Source organism: Oceanobacillus indicireducens (assembly GCF_014647195.1).
In the GTDB taxonomy this organism is placed as follows: Bacteria; Bacillota; Bacilli; order Bacillales; family Amphibacillaceae; genus Oceanobacillus; species Oceanobacillus indicireducens.
In genome coordinates, this window is sequence record NZ_BMOS01000024.1 from 1 (window position 1) to 22,347 (window position 22,347).

Here is a 22,347-nt window from a genome sequence, read left to right on the forward strand (position 1 = left end):
CGCCAGTGCCACTGGCTATTCATACGACATTATGCGTGGCTGCGAACACTCAGCGAATGAAAATGGACTTTCCTACTGAACTCTTCTTAACTCTTGCTCTATGTTATCTATTAACCCCCGAAGAAGCTCTTCATAAACCATTTTTATTTTAATGTAAATCGTTCTTGCTTCTCCTTCATCATAAATATGGGATGTTTTATTCCGATCAGTCATCATATCAATCCATTCATCCCCATCGTGAATTAGCCCATAGGCATATGCCTCACGAATCGTTGCTCGGGGACTTTTCAATTCCTCAAGCCCTGCATATTCTAAAAATGCTTTCATAAGCTTCCAGCTCAATTCAAATGTAAATTCAAAACGCTGAATAACCCCGTCATATACAATAGCATGATCAATTTGTAGTTTTGTCGCTTCAGTCAGTCGCTCGCTTGCACGTTTATAAGTATCAAGCCTCTCGTAAAGCCTTTCCTTTTTCATATATAATCACTCCTTCATTCCAGATATTTGAAATTAGCTTCTCTTTGGACAAGCGATCTAGAAAAAGAATATCTATTCTTAATGGTGTGGACATATTATAAATGTCTTCTTCAATTAAATTTTGCTTACTGTGAGAAAGGTCATTTGTAACCAATGCCAAATCAATATCCGACGTATTTCGGTGATCCCCTCTTGCCCGTGATCCAAAAAGAATTACCTTTTCAACAGACTCGTTTTCCCTACAATATGCTTGCAATTCATCAAGGAATCTTTTAGAAATTCCAGTTTCATTCCAATTACAAACCATATTCTCACCCTACCTTTCCACTACCTTTTGCATAACCAAATGGATGATTAGAATCAGTATGTAAAGATTTTAAGATGAATATTCTTCAAAGACCTTAACGTACATATTATAAAAAACGCCTATTTGGAAAAATCCAAACAGGCGTATTTTTGATATAATAAAGTCTTAACGTTTTGAGAACTGTGGCGCGCGACGTGCAGATTTAAGACCGTATTTTTTACGTTCTTTCATTCTAGGGTCACGAGTCAAGTAACCTTCACGTTTTAATGAAGCACGATATTCTGGATCGGCTTGTAATAGCGCACGAGAAATTCCATGACGGATTGCACCAGCTTGACCAGTGAATCCACCACCGTGAACATTAACTAGAATGTCATATGTTCCTTCTGTTTCTGTTGCAACTAGTGGCTGGTTTAGAATAAGAAGTTGTGTTTCATATGGGAAATATTCGCTTGCTTCACGACCATTGATTGTGATATTACCTGAACCTGGTACTAAACGTACACGTGCAGTTGATTTTTTACGACGTCCTGTGCCGTAGTATTGTACTTGTGCCAATGAATTTACCTCCTTTGATTACCCACGAAGCTCGTATACTTCTGGTTTTTGTGCTTGATATTTATGCTCTGGACCTGCAACAACATGTAATTTTTTACCCATTTTGCTTCCTAATGGACCTTTTGGCAGCATACCTTTTACTGCAAGCTCGATCATACGTTCAGGGTGCTTAGCACGTAAGTCTGCTGCATTACGCCCTTTCAGTCCACCTGGATGATTGGAATGACGGTAATACATTTTGTCGTTCTCTTTGTTCCCAGTTAATTCGATTTTCTCTGCATTGATGACGATGACATAGTCTCCTGTATCTGCATGCGGAGTATAAGTTGGTTTATGCTTTCCACGAAGGATAGTAGCAACTTCACTCGCAAGACGGCCTAGACGTTTGCCTTCTGCATCAACAACAAGCCATTTGCGTTCAATGTTCGCTTCATTTGCCATGAATGTTGTGCGCATGATAGATTTCCCTCCATATATATAAAATCCGTTTCATATTTTGTATTTTAAGTTTCTTAAAACATAATTAGATTCCGGGGCTAATCATGGTTTAGAAATAAAATGCCATAAATCATAATATAACATAATGGGTAGGTTTGTCAAGGTTTCTCTTGGTTTTTCTATCAAGTGAAACTCATTCAGCAGAAAATTTACGAACGATTGCACCGGGATAAAATTATTACTAATCTATTCATAAATTACCCGCATTAAATATAAACCTTCTGGACCGATTGTTTTTCCTATTTTACTGCGGTCTTTTGCCGCGATTAAACCTGGTATTTCCTCTGGTTCCCATTTTCCTTGACCAACATCGAGAAGGAAGCCGGTAATTATACGAACCATATTATACAGGAAACCATCCCCATGAAATATGAAGCGAAGACCAGACTCCTTCGTTTCACAAGTTACAGTATATAGCGTTCGGACTTTGTTTCCTTTGACACTTGTTTTCACCGAAGAAAATGTAGTAAAATCATGCGTTCCCTCGAAATAGGTGCATGCTTCCTTGATTTTGTCGACGTCGAGTGCGTGCGGGAAGTGATAGGTATAATTCCGGCTAAATACGTCCCATTCTGGCGCCGTTCGCACGAAGTAATGGTATTCCTTAGCTATAGCGTCAAAACGCGCGTGGAAGGCATCTGTGACGTTTTCTACCTTCGTTATATAAATGTCTTCCGGGAGCAGTGCGTTTAAGGCTTTTTTCCAATTTTCCGCAGGCAACTGGAGCGGGGAATCAAAATGGATGACTTGCCCCTTTGCATGAACACCAGTATCCGTACGACCTGAACCATGGATGCGAATGGTTTGTCCCTTATGCATTTTCTGTAAGCTTTTCTCCAGTTCACCTGCCACCGTTCGCTTATCCGGTTGGATTTGAAAACCGAAGAATCCCGAGCCATCATAGGCCAGCGTGCATTTTATTCGTCTCATCTTGCAACCCTCACCCATACATTCTTGTTACAAATAGAATAGCTACCACGAGGATAAAAACGATATAACCCATTATATCGAGCTTTGTAATTTTTAATTCTCTTAATTTCGTCCGATTATCCCCACCCTGGTAGCCCCGGGCTTCCATTGCCATCGCCAGCTCCTCGGCCCGTTTAAAAGCACTGATGAACAAGGGCACAAGTAACGGGACAATTGCTTTCACCCGCTCTTTTAACGGTCCCGTGCGGAAATCAACCCCACGAGAGGCTTGCGCTTTTGATATTTTATCCGTTTCCTGCATCAGTGTCGGAATGAAGCGTAAAGAAATCGACATCATCAACGCGAGTTCATGTACAGGGAATTTAAATCGCTTCAATGGATGCAGCATATCCTCAATTCCGTCCGTAATCTCAATCGGCGTTGTCGTTAATGTTAATAGGGAAGTAACAAGGATCAGGAGGAAGAAACGGATGGAGATAGCGAACCCTTGAATAATTCCTCCCGAATAAAACTTGAAAATACCCAATTCAAAAACGACTGTTCCCTCTTTCGTGACAAACAAATGGAGAATAAAGGTGAAAACGATCAGAAACCAAACCGGCATCAGACCCTTCATAATAAAACGAATTGGTACCTTACTCGTAAACATCGCAGTTAAAGCAAATACGATTAAAACCCCATAACTCGGCACATTATTGGCAAAAAAGACGATAAAGACAAAGAAAAAGATAATTGTAATTTTCGTTCGGGGATCTAAACGATGAATGAGTGAATTCCCTGGAACATATTGACCGATGATTAAGGAGTTATTCATGAAGATCCACTCCTTTTACAACTTGCTGGATCTCTTCTGCAAGTTCTTTCATCGACTGATTATGGAATGGAATCGGTTTGCCGATCTTTTTCTCGAACTTGATCAGGAACTCCACGACTTCCGGAACGTCCAGCTGGACACTCTGGAGTGCTTCCCTTTGACTGAACACATCAACGGGGGTTCCTTCCATAAACTTCTTTCCCTTGTTTAAAATCAGGATATGATCCGCATACTTTAAGGCATCCTCCATACTGTGAGTGACGAGAATCGTTGTCAGGCCTTCCTGCTTATGCAATTCATAAAACATGTCCATAATTTCTTTCTGGCCCCGAGGATCAAGACCTGCAGTCGGTTCATCAAGCACGAGCACTTCCGGCTGAATTGCCAATACGCCAGCTATTGCAACTCGTCGTTTCTGTCCTCCACTCAAATCAAAGGGGGAACGTTCCAGCAGCTCTTCCGGTAAATGCACCTGACGGATAACGTGCCTCGTCCGTTTCTCAATTTCTTCTTGCTGGACGCCAAAGTTCTCCGGTCCAAAAGCAATATCCTTTGCGACGGTCTCTTCAAATAGCTGGTGTTCCGGGTACTGGAACACCACCCCGACCCGACTCCGCAGTTCTTTCATGTTTTTCGGCTTTTCCTCGTTGGTCAGCTTGAAATCACCGATGTGCACTTCCCCTTCACTTGGAGCAGATAGTCCATTCAGATGCTGGATTAAGGTCGACTTACCTGAACCCGTATGGCCAATGATTGCTACAAATGAGCCAGATGGAATATGGAACGACAAGTCATCGACCGCTTTATGCTCAAAGGGTGAATTACGTTGATAGATATATGTCACGTTCTTGAATGTAATGTCCATAGTTCCTCCAGTAGTTCCTCTTGATTTAATGGTTCTTTCGTAAGTTTTACATCGACTTGTTTTAATTCCTCTGCCAATATGGCGACAAATGGGACATCAAGCCCGATTTCTCTCAGCTCTTTACGCTTTGAAAAAATCTCTCTCGGCGTCGCTTCTGCCCATATCTCACCCTGATTCATGACAATAACCCGTTCCGCCTGGACAACTTCTGCAAGATCATGGGTAATCGTAATAAGCGAGAGTCCGCGTTGTTCACTCAACTCCGAAACAGTATCCATGATTTCTTTTCTTCCTTTTGGATCAAGCATGGCCGTCGCCTCATCTAAGATCAGCACTTTAGGTGAAATCGCCAATACACTCGCAATGGCGATCCGTTGTTTCTGGCCACCAGAAAGTCGATGCGGTTCCGTAAGACGATAATCCGACATCCGAACAGCTTGAAGTGTTTCTTCAATTCTTTTAATCATCTCTTCCCGAGGAATACCCCGGTTTTCCATTCCGAACGCTACATCATCCTGTACCGTTGCACCAACAAACTGGTTATCCGGATTTTGGAATACCATCCCAATTTCCCGCCTGATAGCCCAAATCGTTTCTTCATTCACGGTAATACCATTTATTAAAATCTCCCCTTGTTGGGGAAATAGTAGGCCATTCACTAGTTTTGCGATGGTTGATTTACCTGAACCGTTATGTCCGATAATCGCAACAAATTCATTTTCATAAATTGTAAAAGATAAGTTTTTCAAAACCCAAGGTGAGTTCTCCTCATAACGAAACGACACATTCCGAAACTCAATCAATGCCTTCCTCATCTTATCAGCCTCCTCCGCTCCAAATGCGGACCTTTCTATTCTATGTATTAGTATATCTCAATCTAGACGGAGAATCAGTATCTAAATCCCCTGTCAAAGATTTTCACGAAGAAAGGTACTCCACTCTTCTCTGCTAATTGTAATCCCGATTTAAATTTATTATAAGGATAATAGTTCGCATCTATTTCAAGCAATCCTATCAGCTACCCAAACAGAAGAAACAGAAGCTATTTGAGCACTGAGAAGATCTATCAACAACGAAGACACATAAAATAACAGCCATTAGGGAGTTGAAAAGCCTCATCAACGACCGATACTCCAAAAACAGAATCCAGTCGGTCGTTGAGGAGCGTCCTCAACACCCTACCAACATGATACAAGCTTCATACGGGCATTGATAACAAACCCTATCTTTAAAACCTTCGCAGCCAGAAACAGCAGCAATAGCAAAATTTAAAAACCATTGAATACTTTCATTCAGCGTAAGTGTTTTGCTCGTTTCCTTTTATAGCGTCCTGATTGCCGTTCAGTTGCCCAGAGAACGGATGCTTTCCACGGGCACGGCCTCAGCCTCCTCGGAAGAAAAGCACTTCCTGCGGGGTCTTCGGACTCGTGCTATTCCCGTAGGAGTCACCGTCTTCTGGGCAACTGAACTGGTAGAGAGCGTTATTATTTTTGGAGATACTATCCCATCATGATGAGTGTTCTATTCCTAGCATAATAAATAGTGCTCCGGATCAGGCCTTTCCTGGGAGCAGTCCAGACACCTCGAGACTCCTGCGGGAGGACAGGCTTGGTGAGACCCCACAGTGGGCTTGCCCACGAGGAGGCTCACCAGCCGCCCGCGGAAAGCGAGGGGTGTCTGGACTGCGGACCTCCAGATGAACGTTGCACTTACGCTGAATGAAAATGTCACAGACTTCATTGACTGGGAATTCTTGATGAAGTTGAGTATAAAACAAAAAAGGGCTTGGATTCACCTCTGTGGAGAGATATCGTCCTGCCCTTGCCGTTTTTTGATTAAACTAATTCAATGATTGCCATGGGCGCTCCATCACCTTGGCGCTCACCTAGTTTAAGTACGCGCGTATAGCCGCCTTGTCTGTCTTCATAACGTTTTGCAACATCATCGAAAAGCTTTTGAATTACTGAGTTGTCTTCTGCAGTTTCTTTATTGTAAAGAAAAGCTGCTGCCTGGCGACGTGCATGAAGATCGCCACGTTTTCCGAGTGTAATCATTTTATCCACTACAGATCTAAGCTCTTTCGCTTTTGCTTCTGTTACTTCCAGGCGTTCATGAATAATTAAATCAGATGCAAGGTTACGAAGTAGTGCCATACGATGATCTGTGGTACGTCCTAACTTTCTAGTCATGGACTATCCCTCCTTTTTCCAAAATCTCAAGGTGACTGCTTTAATCGTCATTTCGTAAACCTAAACTAAGATCAGCAAGCTTTTGCTTTACTTCATCTAATGATTTACGACCTAAGTTACGTACTTTCATCATGTCCTCTTCAGTCTTCGTTGTTAGTTCCTGAACAGTATTGATCCCAGCACGCTTCAAGCAGTTATATGATCTTACAGAAAGATCAAGTTCTTCAATCGTCATTTCCATTACTTTTTCTTTTTGGTCTTCTTCTTTTTCAACCATGATTTCGACATTCTGAGCTTCATCTGTCAGTCCGATAAAGATGTTCAGATGTTCAGAAATAATCTTTGCACCCAAAGAAATAGCTTCTTCCGGGCGGATACTTCCATCTGTTGAAACTTCGAATGTTAATTTATCAAAGTCTACAACTTGCCCAACACGTGTATTTTCCACTTGGTAGGTTACACGTTCTACTGGTGTGAAAATCGAATCTACCGGAATGACTCCAATTGGTTGTTCTTCATGTTTATTTTCCTCAGCCGGGCGATAGCCGCGACCGCGTTCAGCAGTCATCTTCATATACAAGCGACCTTTACCGTTAACCGTTGCAATGTGAAGATCTGGATTCATTACTTCGACATCACTGTCATAAGTTAAATCTGCAGCAGTCACATTAGCTTTACCCTGGATATCTAATTCTAATGTTTTTGGTTCATCAGAGTAGATTTTAAGTGCGAGCTTTTTTAAATTCAAAATGATCGTTGTTACATCCTCAACCACGCCATCAACCGTGGAAAATTCATGCAATGCTCCGTCAATCTGAACTGAAGTAATAGCAGCACCCGGAAGTGAGGACAGCAAAATACGACGCAAGGAGTTTCCAAGAGTGGCACCATATCCACGCTCAAGAGGTTCAACTACGAATTTTCCAAATGTAGCATCATCACTAATTTCAACCGTTTCAATCTTTGGTTTCTCAATTTCAATCATTCAATAAAACCCTCCTTAAAAACGTCAAAACCCCGGTTAGACACAGATCGTCTAACCGAAATTCCTCAAGTAGGCAGCCCGTGCAATCTTGCACTACCTGTCTTTCCTTTGTACATACCTATCTATCGTTAATAAAACGTGCAGAGTATAATTTTACCATTATAACCCAGTATAGACAGGGTGACAAAATCTATACGATGTTATCCAAAAAGCTAACGAATCAGCCCTTAAATAACCGAACTACAGTGAATTATACACGACGACGTTTTGGTGGGCGACAACCATTATGAGGAACCGGTGTTACGTCAACAATTGCCGTTACTTCTAGGCCTGCTGCCTGAAGGGAACGAATTGCTGCTTCACGTCCTGCTCCTGGTCCTTTAACGGTTACTTCGAGACTTTTCATACCATTTTCAACTGCTGTTTTAGCTGCAGTTTCAGCTGCCATTTGAGCTGCAAAAGGAGTGGATTTACGTGAACCTTTGAAACCTAGTGCACCTGCAGAGCTCCAAGATACAGCATTTCCTTTTTCATCAGTAATCGTTACAATTGTGTTGTTAAATGTAGAACGGATATGTGCAATACCAGTTTCTACTTGTTTTCTGACACGGCGTTTGCGTGTGTTTGTATTACGAGCCATCTAAAATGTGCCTCCTTTCAATTATTACTGTTTCTTGTTAGCCATTGTTTTACGTGGGCCTTTACGCGTACGAGAGTTGTTCTTTGTCTTTTGTCCACGAACCGGTAAACCGCGACGGTGACGTACACCTCTGTAAGATCCAATTTCAATCAGACGCTTAATGTTGAGGGATACTTCACGACGTAGGTCCCCTTCAATCGTAACAGACTCTACTGCTCGGCGAATACGTCCGAGTTCGTCTTCTGTTAGATCGCGTACACGAGTATCTTCAGAAACGTTTGCCTCTTTAAGGATTTGTTTTGCAGTCGTTTTACCAATTCCAAAGATGTACGTTAATGAAATAACGACTCGTTTATCACGTGGAATATCAATACCTGAAATACGTGCCAAGATCATGCACCTCCTATATTAACCTTGTTTTTGTTTGTGTTTTGGATTTTCGCAAATCACCATTACTTTACCTTTTCGCTTAATTACTTTACATTTTTCGCAAATTGGTTTTACAGATGCTCTTACTTTCATCCTTATTACCTCCTTTAAGATCGGAGCATTATTTATAACGGTACGTAATTCGACCTCTTGTTAAATCATACGGAGAAAGTTCAACTGTAACCTTGTCACCTGGTAAAATTCGGATATAGTGCATACGAATCTTTCCAGATACATGCGCTAAAACAGTATGACCGTTTTCGAGTTCGACATGAAACATTGCGTTCGGCAGTGTTTCCGTTACAGTACCTTCTACTTCAATAACATCATCTTTTGCCATTCGTTTGATCTCCTTCCTTTAAATCAGTCACAAGCCCAAGTACTCGTCAGGATGGTAAATCGCAATTTCCCAATTGTGACATGATCAGTTTCTAGAAGGCTATTGGGATATGTGGAGAAAAGCTGTCGAGCCCTAGTAATAATTAGTTACCTCAAGCTGCATCTGCTTCGATTTACTCCATCCGCTAATATTAATGTACCTTTTTAACCCGCAGTTTCCGGGATCTGTGTACGTTACGTTTTAAGCTTTCAGATGAGCTTTTAAAGTTATAGCTATCTGTAAGTTACTACGCCCTTCATTATAACGTCAGAAGGCCAGAATTGCACCTAATCCGGTCATCCTCTGTTACGCTTTGTTATCCAGTATTTCCTGAACTTCCTGGAAAACAATCTCAATGTCTTGATCTCCATTTACTCGAGCAAGATAGCCTTTATTCTCATAGAAATCGAGTAATGGTTGCATTTGTTCGAGGTTTACAGCTAAGCGATTCTTCACCGTTTCTGGTTTGTCATCATCACGCTGGATTAATGCTGAACCATCTTTATCACAAATCCCTTCCTCTTTTGGAGGATTGAATTTCACATGATAAGCTGTTCCACAAGTTGGACAAATCCGCCTGCCAGATAAACGCTCCACTAAGTTTTCTGCTGGAACATCTACGTGTAACACGAAATCAATGGTTTCATTTAATTCGGAGAGAATCTTTTCCAAGCTTTCCGCCTGAGCAATCGTTCTTGGAAATCCATCCAGAAGAAAGCCGTCTTTACAGTCGTCTTTCATTAGACGTTCTCTCACGATTCCAGTCGTTACTTCATCTGGAACAAGTGCTCCTTGATCCATATATTCTTTAGCTTTTTTTCCCAGGTCTGTACCTTCTTTAATTGCTGCTCGGAACATATCCCCTGTAGAAATATGAGGGATGTTATATTTTTCATTTATTTTCTCTGCCTGAGTACCTTTACCGGCACCAGGTAGACCCATTAAAATCAAATTCAATCGTTTCCCCTCGCTTCTTCAATGTCGGCAGGAAATTACTTGATAAAACCTTTGTAGTGACGTTTCACTAGCTGGCCTTCAAGTTGCTTCATAGTTGTTAATGCAACCCCTACAACAATTAGTAAGCTTGTTCCGCCGATTTGTACGGATTGTGGTAAGTTCGCAAGACTTCCTAATATAATAGGCAGTATGGAAACAGCAGCCAAGAAAAGCGCTCCTACAAATGTTAGGCGTTTCAATACGCGCGATAAATAGTTTTCCGTGTTGTGTCCTGGACGGATACCCGGAATATACCCACCTTGTTTCTGCAGATTCTCTGCCATTTGTTCCGGATTCACCTGAACAAATGTATAGAAATAGGTGAACGCGATAATTAACGCTGTATAGATAACCATTCCGATCGGTTGTGTATAATCAAAGATCATCATAATCGTATCTGCAAAAGAATTTCCCTCATAAAAACCAGCGATTGTCGTTGGAGCTACCATGAAAGCAACTGCAAAGATGACCGGAATTACCCCGGCAGCATTTACTTTAATCGGTAGATGAGTGGATTGCCCTCCAACCGGTGAACGGTTAACGAGGCGTTTTGCGTATTGTACTGGAATTTTTCTCAGTGCCTGGTTGACGTAGATTACACCAACAGTTACTGCGATAATAACAAGTACAATAATGGCTACGATAATAATGTTGATGAATAGTTCATCCCCGGCATTTACGAAATACTGGCTGAATAGTTGATTAACTCCATTTGGTACAGCAGCAACAATTCCTGCAAAGATGATAATGGAAATTCCATTCCCTACTCCATGAGCAGTAATTTGTTCACCTAACCACATAAGGAAGGCTGTTCCTGCTGTTAATGTCACAGCTATTATCAAGAATTTCCCAAAGCCCGGATCTTGGATTAGTAAGCCGCCTGCCATTGCATTAAACCCAATTGACATGACTATTCCTTGAATAAACGCAAGCCCAATTGTACCATAGCGCGTGACTTGAGCAATTTTCTTACGGCCCATTTCTCCTTGTTTCTTCCACTCTGTAAATTTCGGGACAACATCCATTTGCAAAAGCTGCATTATGATGGATGCCGTGATATAAGGCATAATCCCCATAGCGAATATGGAGAAGTTCTGTAATGCCCCTCCACCGAACGTATTAAGAAATCCGAATACGTTTTGTTGCTCTGTCATAAAACCAAGTGCTGTCCTATCTGTGAATGGTACAGGAATAAATGTGCCAAGACGGAAAATAACAAGCATGGCTAGCGTGAATAGTATTTTCCGTCTAATGTCAGCGACACGCCAGAAATTGGAGATTGTGCGAAACATTAGATCACCTCAGTTTTACCGCCCGCAGCCTCAATCGCTTCTTTTGCAGCTTGAGAAAACTTATGAGCTTTTACTGTGAGCTTCTTATCAATCGTGCCATTACCAAGTACTTTGATACCTGCATTTAACTTACTCACGACACCATCTTCAAGTAATAGCTCTGGTGTAACTTCAGTGCCTTCTTCAAATTGATTTAATTTATCTAAGTTTACAATTGTATAATCTTTACGGTTAATATTCGTAAAGCCGCGTTTAGGTAAACGTTGGAATAAAGGTGTTTGTCCACCCTCAAATCCTGGACGTGTACGACCGCCGGAACGAGCTTTTTGCCCTTTCTGTCCACGGCCGGAAGTTTTACCGTTCCCGGAAGACATTCCGCGTCCAACACGGTTTCTTTCTTTACGAGTACCTTCGTTTGCTTTTAATTCATGAAGTTTCATCGGAGCACCTCCTTATCTCTAGTATTTCTTACGCTTCATTCACGTCTAATAAGTGGGATACTCTATTAATCATACCACGGGTTACTGGTGTGTCTTCAAGTACCACTGTTTGACGGATTTTCTTTAAACCGAGTGCTTCAACAGTTCTGCGTTGTACTTCAGTACCGCCAATAACACTGCGTTTGAGGGTGATTTCTAATTTGTTAGACATATTGTTTCCCTCCTTATCCTAACAGTTCTTCAACAGACTTTCCACGTAGTTTCGCTACTTCTTCTGCTGTTTTCAGATTTTCTAACCCATTGATTGTTGCACGGATCACATTAATTGGAGTACTTGCTCCGTGTGACTTTGTAAGAATATCCCCTACACCTGCAAGCTCTAAAACCGCACGGGCTGGTCCACCGGAGATAACTCCAGTACCTTCAGTAGCTGGTTTCATCATTACGTTACCAGAACCAAAACGTCCAATAATTTCGTGTGGGATTGTAGTACCTACAAATGGTACACGAATTAAGTTCTTCTTCGCGTTGTCTACTGCTTTCTTGATTGCTTCTGGTACTTCTTGAGCTTTACCAGTACCGAAACCGACATGGCCGTTCTTGTCGCCAACTACAACCAATGCAGCAAAACGCATGCGGCGTCCACCTTTAACAACTTTAGAAACGCGGTTGATGGATACAACACGTTCTTCTAAATCTAATTTGTTCGCATCGATTTGATTATTCATTAAAATGGTAACCTCCTTTGTCGATTAAAATTCGAGACCTGCTTCTCTAGCAGCCTCAGCTAATGCTTTAACGCGTCCATGATATAAATAGCCTCCACGGTCGAATACTACAGTTTTGACACCTTTTTCAATTGCGCGTTTTGCAACAGCCTCTCCTACCTGTTTCGCAGCTTCTATGTTACCACCTTCTGAGATATTCAATTCTTTATCAACAGTAGATGCGCTGGAAACTGTAACACGATTTTCGTCATCGATTAACTGTGCATAGATATGTTTATTAGAGCGGAATACGTTCAGACGTGGACGTTCAGCAGTACCAATTACGTCTCTGCGTACACGTGCATGTCTCTTTTTCCGCATTTCATTTCTAGCTGGTTTTGTGATCATCAAGGTCACTCCTTTCTCACCTAACTAATCTTACTTAGCAGTCTTACCTTCTTTACGGCGTACGTATTCGCCAACATAACGAATTCCTTTGCCTTTGTATGGCTCTGGCGGACGGATTGCACGAATGTTCGCTGCAACTGCTCCAACTAATTCTTTATCGATACCTTTTACGGTTAATTCTGTGTTTTTAGGAACCTCAATTTCAATTCCATCAATAGCGTCGATTTCTACCGGATGGGAATAACCTGCGTTAACTACTAGTTTATTGCCCTGCATTTGTGCACGGTAACCAACACCAGTGATTTCAAGTGATTTTTCGAATCCTTTTGTCACACCTTCAACCATGTTCGCAATCATCGTACGGCTCGTTCCGTGTAGGGAGCGGTGTTCTTTAAGGTCGCTTGAACGTTCTAATGTTAAGACGTTATCTTCCAATTTCACAACAATATCTTGATGAATTTCTTTTGAAAGCTCTCCTTTAGGTCCTTTAACGGATACCTTGTTACCATCGAGCTTCACTTCTACCCCTTCTGGGATTTCAATCGGCTTTAATCCTATACGAGACATTTTCTGCACCTCCTTGGGTTAAAAAATATTACCAGACGTATGCAAGCACTTCGCCACCGATTTGTTGGCTGCGGGCTTCTTTATCCGATAGTACACCTTGTGAAGTAGACACGATTGCAATACCTAATCCGTTCAACACTCGTGGTACTTCATCAGCTTTCGCGTAGACACGTAAACCTGGTTTACTGATACGTTTGATTCCTGTAATTACTTTCTCTTCGTTCGCACCGTATTTCAGGAAAATACGCAGTACACCTTGTTTGTTGTCTTCAATATATTCATAGTCCTTAACGAAACCTTCACGTTTCAGGATATCAGCGATTTCTCTTTTGATCTTTGAAGCAGGAAGCTCCAATTTTTCATGTTTTACTGTAACCGCATTTCGAATGCGAGTAAGCATATCTGCGATTGGATCTGTCATTACCATTCATCATTACCTCCTTCCCAAATTGGGGTTTACCAGCTTGCTTTTTTGACACCAGGAATTTGACCTTTATAGGCAAGTTCGCGGAAACAAATACGGCAAAGTTTAAATTTACGAATTACAGAATGTGGACGGCCACAACGCTCACAGCGTGTATACTCTTGAACTTTATACTTCTGTTTACGTTTTTGTTTTGCAATCATTGATTTTTTAGCCACTATTTTCCCTCCTTATTGCTTGGAACTTATTTTTGGAAAGGCATGCCTAACTCAGATAATAGTTCACGAGCTTCTTCGTCTGTATCAGCTGTTGTTACAATAACGATATCCAGTCCGCGTACTTTATTTACCTTATCGTAGTTAATCTCCGGGAAAATGAGTTGTTCTTTCACACCTAGTGTGTAGTTTCCACGTCCATCAAAAGCATTTTTGGAAATACCACGGAAGTCACGTACACGTGGAAGTGATACTGCAATTAGCTTTTGTAGGAACTCATACATGCGCTCACCACGAAGGGTTACCTTTGCGCCGATCGGCATTCCTTCACGTAGACGGAAACCAGCAATTGATTTCTTCGCACGAGTGATTAGTGGTTTCTGACCAGAGATTAATGATAGTTCTTCGACAGCACTATCCAATGCTTTTGAGTTTTGTACCGCGTCACCAACACCCATGTTGATTACGATCTTTTCGATTTTTGGTACTTGCATAACAGATTTATAGTTAAATTTATTCATTAAAGATGGTGTAACTTCATCTTGAAACTTTTCTTTTAATTGGTTCATCTTGGCGCCCTCCTTTCAACTAGAAACTTATTTATCTAACGCTTCTCCGGATTTCTTAGCGATTCTTACTTTCTTTCCGTCACGAACTTCATAACCAACACGAGTTGGCTCACCGGATTTAGGGTCAATTGGTAGTACGTTGGACACGTGAATTGCAGCTTCTTGGTTTAGAATACCGCCTTGTGGGTTTTCTTGAGAAGGTTTCGCGTGTTTCTGTACCATGTTAACTCCTTCGACAAGTACACGGTCTTTCTTTGGATACACTTCAAGAATTGTACCTTCTTTGCCGCGGTCTTTTCCGGATAATACTTTTACTTTATCACCTTTTTTTACATGCATGCTTGACGCACCTCCTTAGTAACGAAAGATTCACTTATAATACTTCTGGAGCAAGAGATACGATTTTCATGAATTTAGCATCACGTAATTCACGTGCAACCGGGCCGAAGATACGAGTACCTCTTGGGCTTTGGTCATCACGGACAATTACTGCAGCATTTTCATCAAAACGAATATATGAACCATCTATACGACGCGCACCAGATTTAGAGCGAACGATAACTGCTTTAACGACGTCACCTTTTTTGACAACGCCTCCTGGTGTTGCTTTTTTCACTGAGCAAACTACTACATCACCAATATTCGCAGTCTTACGGCCTGATCCGCCTAAAACTTTAATTGTCTGTAGTTCACGAGCACCAGAGTTATCTGCAACTTTCAAACGACTTTCTTGTTGTATCATAACACTGTTACCTCCCTTCGGATCTGTTCCGAATCAACTTAAATTAGATAATGATCGCTTCTTCTATGATTTCCACTAGGCGGAAACGTTTTGTAGCTGAGAGTGGACGTGTCTCCATAATGCGCACGATGTCACCAGTCTTCGCTTGGTTGTTTTCATCATGTACTTTGAGCTTTTTGGAATACTTTACACGTTTACCATATAATTTATGAACTTTATACGTTTCAACTAATACAGTAATGGTTTTGTCCATTTTGTCAGAAACAACGCGGCCTGTGTATACTTTACGATTGTTACGTTCAGACATACTTGATTAAACCTCCTCTCTTCAAGTCAGTTATTTGCGGTTAATTCACGTTGACGTGCAACGGTTTTTAAACGAGCAATTGATTTACGTACTTCACGAATACGTGCAGTGTTTTCCAACTGACCTGTAGCAAGCTGGAAGCGTAAATTAAATAATTCTTCTTTTAGTGATTTTACCTTTTCATCAATTTCGGCAGTGGTTAATTCTCTTATTTCTTTAGCCTTCATTGCTTTCACCACCAATTTCTTCACGTTTTACAAATTTCGTTTTAATCGGCAATTTGTGAGAAGCAAGACGTAAAGCTTCGCGTGCTACTTCTTCATTCACTCCTGCGATTTCAAACAAAATTTTCCCTGGTTTTACTACTGCTACCCAGCCTTCTGGAGCACCTTTACCGGAACCCATACGTACTTCTAATGGTTTTGATGTATAAGGTTTATCCGGGAAAATTTTAATCCATACTTTTCCGCCACGTTTCATGTAACGTGTCATTGCAATACGGGCAGCTTCAATCTGACGACTTGTAATCCAGCTAGCTTCTGTAGCTTGTAGACCGTATTCTCCAAATGAGACTGCTGTACCGCCTTTTGCTTGGCCTCTCATTTTACCACGGTGTTGTTTACGATATTTTACACGTTTAGGCATTAACATACAAAGTGCCCCCTTCCTTAGTTTTCTTTTTTAGTTGGAAGGACTTCCCCACGATAGATCCACACTTTAACGCCAAGCTTACCGTACGTTGTATCAGCTTCAGCGTGAGCATAATCAATATCAGCACGTAATGTGTGTAGTGGTACTGTTCCTTCACTGTAATGTTCTGCACGAGCGATGTCCGCACCGCCGAGACGTCCAGATACTTGAGTTTTAATTCCTTGTGCACCAGCACGCATTGTACGTTGAATAGCTTGCTTCTGCGCACGACGGAATGAGATACGGTTTTCTAATTGACGCGCGATGCTCTCAGCAACTAGTTTCGCATCAAGATCAACCTTTTTAATTTCCACAATGTTGATGTGAACTCTCTTACCAGTTAATTTATTTAATTCTTTACGTAGAGCTTCAACTTCTGAACCGCCCTTACCAATTACCATTCCTGGCTTACCAGTGTGAATCGTAATGTTCACTCGGTTTGCTGCACGTTCAATCTCGACAGAAGAAACAGCAGCAATCTTTAAGCGGTTATCAAGGAATTCTCTAATTTTAATATCCTCATGTAGTAAGTCTGCATAGTCTTTATCAGCGTACCATCTTGACTCCCAGTCTTTAATGATTCCTACGCGAAGACCCGTTGGATTTACTTTTTGACCCACTAACTACCCCTCCTTCTTTTCAGTTACCACAACTGTAATGTGGCTTGTGCGTTTATTAATTTGACTTGCACGTCCTTGAGCACGTGGACGGAAACGTTTCAATGTAACACCTTCATTTACATATGCTTCGGAAACAACTAGGTTGTCTGTATCCATTTCGTAGTTGTGTTCTGCGTTTGCGACTGCAGAGTTCAACACTTTCTCTACGACTGGGGAAGCACTGCGAGGTGTGTTCTTTAAGATTGCGATTGCTTCACCAACATCTTTTCCTCGAATTAAATCAACGACTAAACGTACCTTACGAGGAGCGATACGAACCGTTTTTGCAACAGCTTTTGCTTGCATGCGAAGTAGCCTCCTCTCAAATTAGCGATTTGTTTTCTTATCGTCACCAGAGTGTCCTCTGAATGAACGAGTTGGCGCGAATTCACCTAATTTATGTCCAACCATATCTTCTGTTATATAGACCGGAACATGTTTGCGTCCATCATATACTGCAATTGTGTGACCAACAAAGGATGGGAAGATTGTAGAACGGCGAGACCAAGTTCTAATCAGTTGTTTCTTGTCACTCTCGTTCATTTCATCCACCTTTTTCAATAGATGGTCATCTGCGAAAGGTCCTTTTTTCAAACTACGACCCATGGATAAACCTCCTTCCAGAGCTTAGAGACGGGGTTATTCGTCTCCCGTCCTATTCATTTATTTTTTACGTTTACGAACGATATACTTATTAGACGGCTTGTTGCGTTTGCGTGTCTTGTAACCAAGTGTTGGTTTGCCCCATGGTGATAATGGTGACGGCATACCGATTGGTGAACGACCTTCTCCTCCACCGTGCGGGTGATCATTCGGGTTCATAACAGATCCGCGAACTGCTGGGCGCTTGCCTAACCAACGAGAACGTCCTGCTTTACCAACACGGATTAGTTCATGTTCAATGTTTCCAACCTGACCAATTGTTGCACGGCATGTGCTTAACACTAAACGAACTTCTCCTGATGCCAAACGAACGAGTGTGTATTTACCTTCGCGACCTAAGATTTGTGCTTCTGCACCAGCTGAACGAGCTAATTGACCGCCACGACCTGGTTTTAATTCTACGTTATGGATAATCGTTCCTACCGGAATATTTTCAAGCGGGAGAGCGTTACCTGTTTTAATATCAGCCTCAGCACCTGATTCAACTACTTGACCTACTTGAATTCCTTTTGGAGCTAGGATATAACGTTTTTCTCCATCTGCATAATGAACTAATGCAATGTTTGCTGTGCGGTTCGGGTCGTATTCAACTGTAGCAACGCGTCCTGGTATTCCATCTTTGTCACGTTTGAAATCGATAAGACGGTATTGACGCTTGTGACCGCCGCCTTGATGACGAACAGTAATTCTTCCTTGGTTGTTACGTCCAGCTCGTTTGTTGAGTGGAGCTAACAAGGTTTTTTCTGGGGTATCCGTAGTGATTTCTGTGAATGATGATACAGACATATTACGTCTACCATTTGAAGTTGGTTTAAACTTCTTAATCGCCATCTTTTTTCCCTCCTTCACCTAAATGATTTTTAGCCTTCAAAGAAGTCCAGTTCTTTACTGTCTTCCGAAAGCTCTACGATAGCTTTTTTGCGATCTGAACGGTACCCGCTATATTGGCCCATTCTCTTAAGTTTACCTTTAAGGTTAAGCGTATTTACTTTCTCTACTTTAACGCCGAAGATAAGTTCTACTGCGTCTTTAATTTCTGTCTTGTTCGCTTTAGGGTCTACTTCAAAAGTATATTTCTTATCTGCCATTAAATCAGCACTGTGTTCTGTAATGACAGGGCGCTTTATAATATCACGTGGATCTCTCATTATGCAAGCACCTCCCCTGCTTTTTCGACCGCTTCCTTCGTAATAACTAACTTGTCATACGTTATTAAATCGAGAACATTCAATTCTTCTACAGTAAGTACTTTAACTGCTTGAAGGTTGTTTGCTGAACGAACGATAGTTTCTTCTCTATCAGCAGTCACGATTAATGCTTTGTCATCTACTTTTAATGCATCTAGTAAATTAATGACTTCTTTTGTTTTTGGTGTCTCAATTGCAAGTGACTCTAAAACAAAGATGCCTTCTTCTTTTACTTTAGAAGCTAAAGCGGATTTAAGAGCTAAGCGACGAACTTTCTTTGGCAGCTTGTAGCTGTAGCTGCGTGGTGTAGGTCCGAATACTACGCCACCGCCAACCCATTGTGGTGAACGAATGGATCCTTGACGCGCACGTCCAGTTCCTTTTTGACGCCACGGTTTACGACCACCACCGCTTACTGCAGAACGGTTTTTAACAGCGTGTGTACCTTGGCGAACTGATGCGCGTTGCATAACAACTGCTTCGTGTAACACGTGTTCGTTAGGTTCAATGCCGAAAACTGCTTCGTTTAATTCTACTTCTCCTGCATTACTTCCATCTTGTTTAAACAATGTTACTTTTGGCATGACAAATCCTCCCTTCTTCTAATGATTAATTTCCTTTTATTGAACTTGTAATTTTAACGTAAGATTTTTTCGCGCCTGGAACATTTCCTTTAACTAGTAGTAGGTTTCTTTCTTCATCCACACTTACTACTTCAAGGTTTTGAATTGTCACTTGTTCGCGACCCATTTGTCCTGGCAATTTTTTACCTTTGAATACTCTTGATGGGTCTGCCGCCATAGCCATTGCACCTGGACCTCTGTGGTAGCGGGATCCGTGACTCATTAGACCACGAGCTTGATTGTGGCGCTTAATGTTACCTTGGAATCCTTTACCTTTAGAAGTTCCTGTTACATCAATCTTTTCTCCGGCTTCAAAAGTACTAACGCTAATTTCCTGACCTACTTCATAGTCATCGATATTAGCAGTACGGATTTCACGAACGTAGCGCTTAGGATTGGTACTCGCTTTTTCAGCATGACCTTTTTCCGCTTTACTCGCACGTGATTCTTTCTTGTCTGCAAAACCTAATTGAATGGCAGTATATCCGTCATTCTCTTCTGTTCTTTTTTGTAATACGACGTTTGGCTCAGCTTGAATAACTGTTACAGGGATTAATTCACCAGCTTCAGAGAATAACTGAGTCATGCCGATTTTACGACCTAAGATTCCTTTCGTCATCCGTTACACCTCCTATAAAAACTTAAATTATAATTTAATTTCAATATCAACACCAGATGGTAGATCTAATCTCATCAATGAGTCTACTGTTTTTGGTGTTGGGTTCACAATATCGATCAAACGCTTATGAGTACGCATTTCGAATTGCTCACGAGAATCCTTATATTTATGAACCGCACGTAATACGGTAAATACGTTTCTCTCTGTCGGTAATGGAATCGGTCCGGACACGTTTGCTCCCGAACGTTTTGCCGTTTCAACAATCTTCACTGCTGACTGATCTAAGATACTGTGATCATAAGCTTTCAAACGAATTCTGATTTTCTCTTTTGCCATTATTTTCCCTCCTTCGCCCATATTAATATAGACATACTCCATGAAAATTTCTCAGCACAGCGCCATGGCAAAGCGGCCGGGTGTGCCAACAACCTTTCACTTCATCGCCTTTTTTTGACCAACATTAACATTATACACATAAATGTCTGTCAAAGCAATCCTTTTTATTACTCACGATTCGATTGCACATCTACATATTATACGCAGGTTTCCGTTGAATTGCAAGACTTTATCAAGGTTTTTCGCAAGTTTTTTCAAGGGAAATGCATATTTTTTAAAATTGCGAGCATATAGATGATAATAACCCTTCTTTTTAGAGAAATATAAACGGTTTAAAGCATATTTCTCTAAGATAGTCGCTTCTATCAAGCTCCACCGCTCTCATACACTTTCGCTTTCTGCGGGCAGCTGATGATCCTCAGCGCACAGGACATGCTAATGCAGACGTTGCCACAGAACGCCCGCGAAAAAAAAGCGAGAGGCATCGGGACTGCAGACCCTGAAAAGAAATGCATCTTGCTGATTTACCTACATAAAAAAACAGGCAACTAATCTAGTTGCCTGTTTTTTTATAGGTTTAGACTTATTTAGTGATTTCTGTAACTACGCCAGAACCTACTGTACGTCCACCTTCACGGATAGAGAAACGAGTTCCGTCTTCAATCGCGATTGGTGAAATAAGTTCTACGCTCATTTCAACGTTGTCACCAGGCATTACCATTTCAACGCCTTCTGGTAGTTGAACAACGCCAGTTACGTCTGTTGTACGGAAGTAGAACTGTGGGCGGTAGTTACCGAAGAATGGAGTATGACGTCCACCTTCTTCTTTTGATAGAACATAAACTTCAGCTTTGAAGTTTGTATGTGGTGTAATTGATCCTGGCTTAGCAAGAACCTGACCACGGCTAATGTCTTCACGAGCTACCCCACGAAGCAATGCACCGATGTTGTCTCCTGCTTCTGCATAATCAAGAAGCTTACGGAACATTTCAACACCTGTAACAGTTGTTTTACTTGGAGCTTCGTTAAGACCGATGATTTCAACTTCATCTCCAACTTTAACTTCTCCACGCTCAACACGGCCAGTTGCTACTGTACCACGACCTGTAATAGAGAATACGTCCTCTACAGGCATCATGAATGGTTTGTCTGTGTCGCGTTCTGGAGTTGGAACATATTCGTCAACAGCTTTCATTAGTTCAACGATTTTCTCTTCGTACTCTGCAACACCTTCAAGTGCTTTAAGAGCAGAACCAGCGATAACTGGTACATCGTCACCTGGGAAGTCGTATTCTGTTAATAGGTCACGAACTTCCATTTCTACTAATTCAAGTAATTCTTCGTCGTCAACCATGTCAACTTTGTTTAGGAATACTACGAATGCAGGCACTCCAACGTTACGAGAAAGTAGGATGTGCTCACGAGTTTGTGGCATTGGGCCATCAGCAGCAGATACTACTAGAATAGCACCGTCCATTTGTGCAGCACCTGTGATCATGTTCTTAACGTAGTCTGCGTGTCCTGGGCAGTCAACGTGTGCGTAGTGACGAGTTTCAGTTTCGTATTCTACGTGAGAAGTAGCGATTGTAATACCACGTTCTTTTTCTTCTGGTGCGTTGTCGATTTGGTCGTAACCTCTTGCGTCACCATCACCGTTTACTTTTGCCATTACAGTTGTAATTGCAGCAGTTAGTGTAGTTTTACCATGGTCAACGTGTCCAAGAGTTCCAACGTTAACGTGCTGTTTGGAGCGGTCGAATTTTTCTTTAGCCATTTTATAGTTCCTCCTTTAATTAAATAAAAGTAATTATATTTTTTATGCTAACTAA

At 41.5% G+C, this 22,347-nt stretch carries 38 protein-coding genes; all 38 read right to left on the reverse strand.

What is annotated here, in order from left to right:
* Positions 1-72: 72 nt before the first annotated feature.
* The gene (locus IEX94_RS14165) at positions 73-480 is read right to left on the reverse strand and encodes a nucleotidyltransferase substrate binding protein (RefSeq protein ID WP_188858449.1); all 408 of its coding nucleotides are present in this window, start codon (positions 478-480) and stop codon (positions 73-75) included.
* Positions 449-787 carry a nucleotidyltransferase domain-containing protein gene (locus tag IEX94_RS14170; protein WP_188858450.1) on the reverse strand — a complete coding sequence of 113 codons (339 nt, stop codon included), beginning with the start codon at positions 785-787 and terminating at the stop codon, positions 449-451. The genes IEX94_RS14165 and IEX94_RS14170 overlap by 32 nt, the downstream gene beginning before the upstream one ends.
* 165 nt (positions 788-952) lie before the next feature.
* Positions 953-1,345, reverse strand: coding sequence for a 30S ribosomal protein S9 (gene rpsI / locus IEX94_RS14175; RefSeq protein ID WP_188858451.1), 393 nt, complete (start codon positions 1,343-1,345; stop codon positions 953-955).
* 18 nt (positions 1,346-1,363) lie between these two features.
* The gene (gene rplM, locus IEX94_RS14180; protein WP_188858452.1) at positions 1,364-1,801 is read right to left on the reverse strand and encodes a 50S ribosomal protein L13; all 438 of its coding nucleotides are present in this window, start codon (positions 1,799-1,801) and stop codon (positions 1,364-1,366) included.
* Positions 1,802-2,029: 228 nt separating this feature from the next.
* Positions 2,030-2,773, reverse strand: a complete 744-nt coding sequence (gene truA / locus IEX94_RS14185; protein WP_188858454.1) for a tRNA pseudouridine(38-40) synthase TruA — start codon at positions 2,771-2,773, stop codon at positions 2,030-2,032.
* 10 nt (positions 2,774-2,783) lie between these two features.
* A complete protein-coding gene (locus IEX94_RS14190) occupies positions 2,784-3,587 on the reverse strand; it encodes an energy-coupling factor transporter transmembrane component T family protein (RefSeq protein ID WP_188858456.1) in 804 nt (267 codons plus the stop codon).
* On the reverse strand, positions 3,580-4,452 hold the full coding sequence (locus IEX94_RS14195; protein WP_188858458.1) for an energy-coupling factor ABC transporter ATP-binding protein: 873 nt from the start codon (positions 4,450-4,452) through the stop codon (positions 3,580-3,582). The genes IEX94_RS14190 and IEX94_RS14195 overlap by 8 nt, the downstream gene beginning before the upstream one ends.
* A complete protein-coding gene (locus IEX94_RS14200) occupies positions 4,428-5,267 on the reverse strand; it encodes an energy-coupling factor ABC transporter ATP-binding protein (protein WP_188858460.1) in 840 nt (279 codons plus the stop codon). Before IEX94_RS14200 ends, IEX94_RS14195 begins: the two co-directional genes overlap by 25 nt.
* A gap of 1,020 nt (positions 5,268-6,287) precedes the next feature.
* Entirely contained in the window at positions 6,288-6,641 is a 354-nt protein-coding gene (rplQ, locus tag IEX94_RS14205; protein ID WP_156857245.1) for a 50S ribosomal protein L17, read from the reverse strand.
* 40 nt (positions 6,642-6,681) lie between these two features.
* Complete coding sequence (locus tag IEX94_RS14210) at positions 6,682-7,626, reverse strand: DNA-directed RNA polymerase subunit alpha (RefSeq protein WP_156857246.1); 945 nt, start codon at positions 7,624-7,626, stop codon at positions 6,682-6,684.
* Between the two features lie 250 nt (positions 7,627-7,876).
* Entirely contained in the window at positions 7,877-8,266 is a 390-nt protein-coding gene (gene rpsK, locus IEX94_RS14215) for a 30S ribosomal protein S11 (RefSeq protein WP_156857247.1), read from the reverse strand.
* Between the two features lie 24 nt (positions 8,267-8,290).
* The gene (rpsM, locus tag IEX94_RS14220; RefSeq protein WP_156857248.1) at positions 8,291-8,656 is read right to left on the reverse strand and encodes a 30S ribosomal protein S13; all 366 of its coding nucleotides are present in this window, start codon (positions 8,654-8,656) and stop codon (positions 8,291-8,293) included.
* An 18-nt stretch (positions 8,657-8,674) separates the two neighbouring features.
* Positions 8,675-8,788, reverse strand: a complete 114-nt coding sequence (gene rpmJ / locus IEX94_RS14225) for a 50S ribosomal protein L36 (protein ID WP_010095733.1) — start codon at positions 8,786-8,788, stop codon at positions 8,675-8,677.
* A gap of 28 nt (positions 8,789-8,816) precedes the next feature.
* Positions 8,817-9,035, reverse strand: coding sequence for a translation initiation factor IF-1 (gene infA / locus IEX94_RS14230; RefSeq protein WP_156857249.1), 219 nt, complete (start codon positions 9,033-9,035; stop codon positions 8,817-8,819).
* 345 nt (positions 9,036-9,380) lie between these two features.
* A complete protein-coding gene (locus tag IEX94_RS14235; protein WP_156857250.1) occupies positions 9,381-10,031 on the reverse strand; it encodes an adenylate kinase in 651 nt (216 codons plus the stop codon).
* Between the two features lie 35 nt (positions 10,032-10,066).
* Positions 10,067-11,362 (reverse strand): preprotein translocase subunit SecY, encoded by a 1,296-nt coding sequence (secY, locus tag IEX94_RS14240; RefSeq protein ID WP_188858462.1) that lies wholly within the window; start codon positions 11,360-11,362, stop codon positions 10,067-10,069.
* Positions 11,362-11,802 (reverse strand): 50S ribosomal protein L15, encoded by a 441-nt coding sequence (gene rplO / locus IEX94_RS14245; protein ID WP_156857252.1) that lies wholly within the window; start codon positions 11,800-11,802, stop codon positions 11,362-11,364. Before rplO ends, secY begins: the two co-directional genes overlap by 1 nt.
* Before the next feature lie 28 nt (positions 11,803-11,830).
* A complete protein-coding gene (rpmD, locus tag IEX94_RS14250; RefSeq protein WP_156857253.1) occupies positions 11,831-12,013 on the reverse strand; it encodes a 50S ribosomal protein L30 in 183 nt (60 codons plus the stop codon).
* 13 nt (positions 12,014-12,026) lie between these two features.
* A complete protein-coding gene (rpsE, locus tag IEX94_RS14255; protein WP_156857254.1) occupies positions 12,027-12,530 on the reverse strand; it encodes a 30S ribosomal protein S5 in 504 nt (167 codons plus the stop codon).
* Between the two features lie 24 nt (positions 12,531-12,554).
* Entirely contained in the window at positions 12,555-12,917 is a 363-nt protein-coding gene (rplR, locus tag IEX94_RS14260; protein WP_156857255.1) for a 50S ribosomal protein L18, read from the reverse strand.
* 30 nt (positions 12,918-12,947) lie between these two features.
* Positions 12,948-13,484, reverse strand: coding sequence for a 50S ribosomal protein L6 (gene rplF, locus IEX94_RS14265; protein WP_156857256.1), 537 nt, complete (start codon positions 13,482-13,484; stop codon positions 12,948-12,950).
* Between the two features lie 28 nt (positions 13,485-13,512).
* Positions 13,513-13,911: a 30S ribosomal protein S8 gene (gene rpsH / locus IEX94_RS14270; protein WP_156857257.1), complete on the reverse strand. Its 399-nt coding sequence runs from the start codon at positions 13,909-13,911 to the stop codon at positions 13,513-13,515.
* A 29-nt stretch (positions 13,912-13,940) separates the two neighbouring features.
* On the reverse strand, positions 13,941-14,126 hold the full coding sequence (locus IEX94_RS14275; RefSeq protein ID WP_156857258.1) for a type Z 30S ribosomal protein S14: 186 nt from the start codon (positions 14,124-14,126) through the stop codon (positions 13,941-13,943).
* A gap of 26 nt (positions 14,127-14,152) precedes the next feature.
* The gene (rplE, locus tag IEX94_RS14280) at positions 14,153-14,692 is read right to left on the reverse strand and encodes a 50S ribosomal protein L5 (RefSeq protein ID WP_156857259.1); all 540 of its coding nucleotides are present in this window, start codon (positions 14,690-14,692) and stop codon (positions 14,153-14,155) included.
* 27 nt (positions 14,693-14,719) lie between these two features.
* Complete coding sequence (gene rplX / locus IEX94_RS14285) at positions 14,720-15,031, reverse strand: 50S ribosomal protein L24 (RefSeq protein ID WP_156857260.1); 312 nt, start codon at positions 15,029-15,031, stop codon at positions 14,720-14,722.
* A gap of 34 nt (positions 15,032-15,065) precedes the next feature.
* Positions 15,066-15,434 carry a 50S ribosomal protein L14 gene (gene rplN, locus IEX94_RS14290; protein ID WP_156857261.1) on the reverse strand — a complete coding sequence of 123 codons (369 nt, stop codon included), beginning with the start codon at positions 15,432-15,434 and terminating at the stop codon, positions 15,066-15,068.
* 43 nt (positions 15,435-15,477) lie between these two features.
* Positions 15,478-15,741, reverse strand: a complete 264-nt coding sequence (rpsQ, locus tag IEX94_RS14295) for a 30S ribosomal protein S17 (RefSeq protein WP_156857262.1) — start codon at positions 15,739-15,741, stop codon at positions 15,478-15,480.
* A gap of 26 nt (positions 15,742-15,767) precedes the next feature.
* Entirely contained in the window at positions 15,768-15,968 is a 201-nt protein-coding gene (gene rpmC, locus IEX94_RS14300) for a 50S ribosomal protein L29 (protein WP_156857263.1), read from the reverse strand.
* A complete protein-coding gene (gene rplP, locus IEX94_RS14305) occupies positions 15,958-16,392 on the reverse strand; it encodes a 50S ribosomal protein L16 (RefSeq protein ID WP_156857264.1) in 435 nt (144 codons plus the stop codon). The genes rpmC and rplP overlap by 11 nt, the downstream gene beginning before the upstream one ends.
* Positions 16,393-16,409: 17 nt before the next feature.
* Complete coding sequence (gene rpsC / locus IEX94_RS14310; protein ID WP_156857265.1) at positions 16,410-17,051, reverse strand: 30S ribosomal protein S3; 642 nt, start codon at positions 17,049-17,051, stop codon at positions 16,410-16,412.
* A 3-nt stretch (positions 17,052-17,054) separates the two neighbouring features.
* On the reverse strand, positions 17,055-17,396 hold the full coding sequence (rplV, locus tag IEX94_RS14315; protein WP_156857266.1) for a 50S ribosomal protein L22: 342 nt from the start codon (positions 17,394-17,396) through the stop codon (positions 17,055-17,057).
* Positions 17,397-17,417: 21 nt separating this feature from the next.
* Complete coding sequence (gene rpsS, locus IEX94_RS14320) at positions 17,418-17,696, reverse strand: 30S ribosomal protein S19 (RefSeq protein WP_156857267.1); 279 nt, start codon at positions 17,694-17,696, stop codon at positions 17,418-17,420.
* A gap of 57 nt (positions 17,697-17,753) precedes the next feature.
* Complete coding sequence (gene rplB, locus IEX94_RS14325) at positions 17,754-18,584, reverse strand: 50S ribosomal protein L2 (protein WP_156857268.1); 831 nt, start codon at positions 18,582-18,584, stop codon at positions 17,754-17,756.
* A 29-nt stretch (positions 18,585-18,613) separates the two neighbouring features.
* Positions 18,614-18,901: a 50S ribosomal protein L23 gene (gene rplW / locus IEX94_RS14330; protein WP_156857269.1), complete on the reverse strand. Its 288-nt coding sequence runs from the start codon at positions 18,899-18,901 to the stop codon at positions 18,614-18,616.
* Positions 18,901-19,524: a 50S ribosomal protein L4 gene (gene rplD / locus IEX94_RS14335; RefSeq protein ID WP_156857270.1), complete on the reverse strand. Its 624-nt coding sequence runs from the start codon at positions 19,522-19,524 to the stop codon at positions 18,901-18,903. Before rplD ends, rplW begins: the two co-directional genes overlap by 1 nt.
* Before the next feature lie 25 nt (positions 19,525-19,549).
* Complete coding sequence (gene rplC, locus IEX94_RS14340) at positions 19,550-20,182, reverse strand: 50S ribosomal protein L3 (protein WP_156857271.1); 633 nt, start codon at positions 20,180-20,182, stop codon at positions 19,550-19,552.
* A gap of 27 nt (positions 20,183-20,209) precedes the next feature.
* Positions 20,210-20,518 (reverse strand): 30S ribosomal protein S10, encoded by a 309-nt coding sequence (gene rpsJ / locus IEX94_RS14345; protein ID WP_188858463.1) that lies wholly within the window; start codon positions 20,516-20,518, stop codon positions 20,210-20,212.
* A 583-nt stretch (positions 20,519-21,101) separates the two neighbouring features.
* A complete protein-coding gene (tuf, locus tag IEX94_RS14350) occupies positions 21,102-22,292 on the reverse strand; it encodes an elongation factor Tu (protein WP_156857273.1) in 1,191 nt (396 codons plus the stop codon).
* Positions 22,293-22,347: the final 55 nt, after the last annotated feature.

Coding starts and splice junctions, on each gene's coding strand:
- IEX94_RS14165 (WP_188858449.1), bottom strand. CDS start 480: ATGAAAAAGGAAAGGCTTTACGAGAGGCTTGATACTTATAAACGTGCA.
- IEX94_RS14170 (WP_188858450.1), bottom strand. CDS start 787: ATGGTTTGTAATTGGAATGAAACTGGAATTTCTAAAAGATTCCTTGAT.
- rplM (WP_188858452.1), bottom strand. CDS start 1,801: ATGCGCACAACATTCATGGCAAATGAAGCGAACATTGAACGCAAATGG.
- truA (WP_188858454.1), bottom strand. CDS start 2,773: ATGAGACGAATAAAATGCACGCTGGCCTATGATGGCTCGGGATTCTTC.
- IEX94_RS14190 (WP_188858456.1), bottom strand. CDS start 3,587: ATGAATAACTCCTTAATCATCGGTCAATATGTTCCAGGGAATTCACTC.
- IEX94_RS14195 (WP_188858458.1), bottom strand. CDS start 4,452: ATGGACATTACATTCAAGAACGTGACATATATCTATCAACGTAATTCA.
- IEX94_RS14200 (WP_188858460.1), bottom strand. CDS start 5,267: ATGAGGAAGGCATTGATTGAGTTTCGGAATGTGTCGTTTCGTTATGAG.
- rplQ (WP_156857245.1), bottom strand. CDS start 6,641: ATGACTAGAAAGTTAGGACGTACCACAGATCATCGTATGGCACTACTT.
- IEX94_RS14210 (WP_156857246.1), bottom strand. CDS start 7,626: ATGATTGAAATTGAGAAACCAAAGATTGAAACGGTTGAAATTAGTGAT.
- rpsK (WP_156857247.1), bottom strand. CDS start 8,266: ATGGCTCGTAATACAAACACACGCAAACGCCGTGTCAGAAAACAAGTA.
- rpmJ (WP_010095733.1), bottom strand. CDS start 8,788: ATGAAAGTAAGAGCATCTGTAAAACCAATTTGCGAAAAATGTAAAGTA.
- infA (WP_156857249.1), bottom strand. CDS start 9,035: ATGGCAAAAGATGATGTTATTGAAGTAGAAGGTACTGTAACGGAAACA.
- secY (WP_188858462.1), bottom strand. CDS start 11,362: ATGTTTCGCACAATCTCCAATTTCTGGCGTGTCGCTGACATTAGACGG.
- rplO (WP_156857252.1), bottom strand. CDS start 11,802: ATGAAACTTCATGAATTAAAAGCAAACGAAGGTACTCGTAAAGAAAGA.
- rpmD (WP_156857253.1), bottom strand. CDS start 12,013: ATGTCTAACAAATTAGAAATCACCCTCAAACGCAGTGTTATTGGCGGT.
- rpsE (WP_156857254.1), bottom strand. CDS start 12,530: ATGAATAATCAAATCGATGCGAACAAATTAGATTTAGAAGAACGTGTT.
- rplR (WP_156857255.1), bottom strand. CDS start 12,917: ATGATCACAAAACCAGCTAGAAATGAAATGCGGAAAAAGAGACATGCA.
- rplF (WP_156857256.1), bottom strand. CDS start 13,484: ATGTCTCGTATAGGATTAAAGCCGATTGAAATCCCAGAAGGGGTAGAA.
- rpsH (WP_156857257.1), bottom strand. CDS start 13,911: ATGGTAATGACAGATCCAATCGCAGATATGCTTACTCGCATTCGAAAT.
- rplE (WP_156857259.1), bottom strand. CDS start 14,692: ATGAACCAATTAAAAGAAAAGTTTCAAGATGAAGTTACACCATCTTTA.
- rplX (WP_156857260.1), bottom strand. CDS start 15,031: ATGCATGTAAAAAAAGGTGATAAAGTAAAAGTATTATCCGGAAAAGAC.
- rplN (WP_156857261.1), bottom strand. CDS start 15,434: ATGATACAACAAGAAAGTCGTTTGAAAGTTGCAGATAACTCTGGTGCT.
- rpsQ (WP_156857262.1), bottom strand. CDS start 15,741: ATGTCTGAACGTAACAATCGTAAAGTATACACAGGCCGCGTTGTTTCT.
- rpmC (WP_156857263.1), bottom strand. CDS start 15,968: ATGAAGGCTAAAGAAATAAGAGAATTAACCACTGCCGAAATTGATGAA.
- rplP (WP_156857264.1), bottom strand. CDS start 16,392: ATGTTAATGCCTAAACGTGTAAAATATCGTAAACAACACCGTGGTAAA.
- rplV (WP_156857266.1), bottom strand. CDS start 17,396: ATGCAAGCAAAAGCTGTTGCAAAAACGGTTCGTATCGCTCCTCGTAAG.
- rpsS (WP_156857267.1), bottom strand. CDS start 17,696: ATGGGTCGTAGTTTGAAAAAAGGACCTTTCGCAGATGACCATCTATTG.
- rplB (WP_156857268.1), bottom strand. CDS start 18,584: ATGGCGATTAAGAAGTTTAAACCAACTTCAAATGGTAGACGTAATATG.
- rplW (WP_156857269.1), bottom strand. CDS start 18,901: ATGAGAGATCCACGTGATATTATAAAGCGCCCTGTCATTACAGAACAC.
- rplD (WP_156857270.1), bottom strand. CDS start 19,524: ATGCCAAAAGTAACATTGTTTAAACAAGATGGAAGTAATGCAGGAGAA.
- rplC (WP_156857271.1), bottom strand. CDS start 20,182: ATGACGAAAGGAATCTTAGGTCGTAAAATCGGCATGACTCAGTTATTC.
- rpsJ (WP_188858463.1), bottom strand. CDS start 20,518: ATGGCAAAAGAGAAAATCAGAATTCGTTTGAAAGCTTATGATCACAGT.
- tuf (WP_156857273.1), bottom strand. CDS start 22,292: ATGGCTAAAGAAAAATTCGACCGCTCCAAACAGCACGTTAACGTTGGA.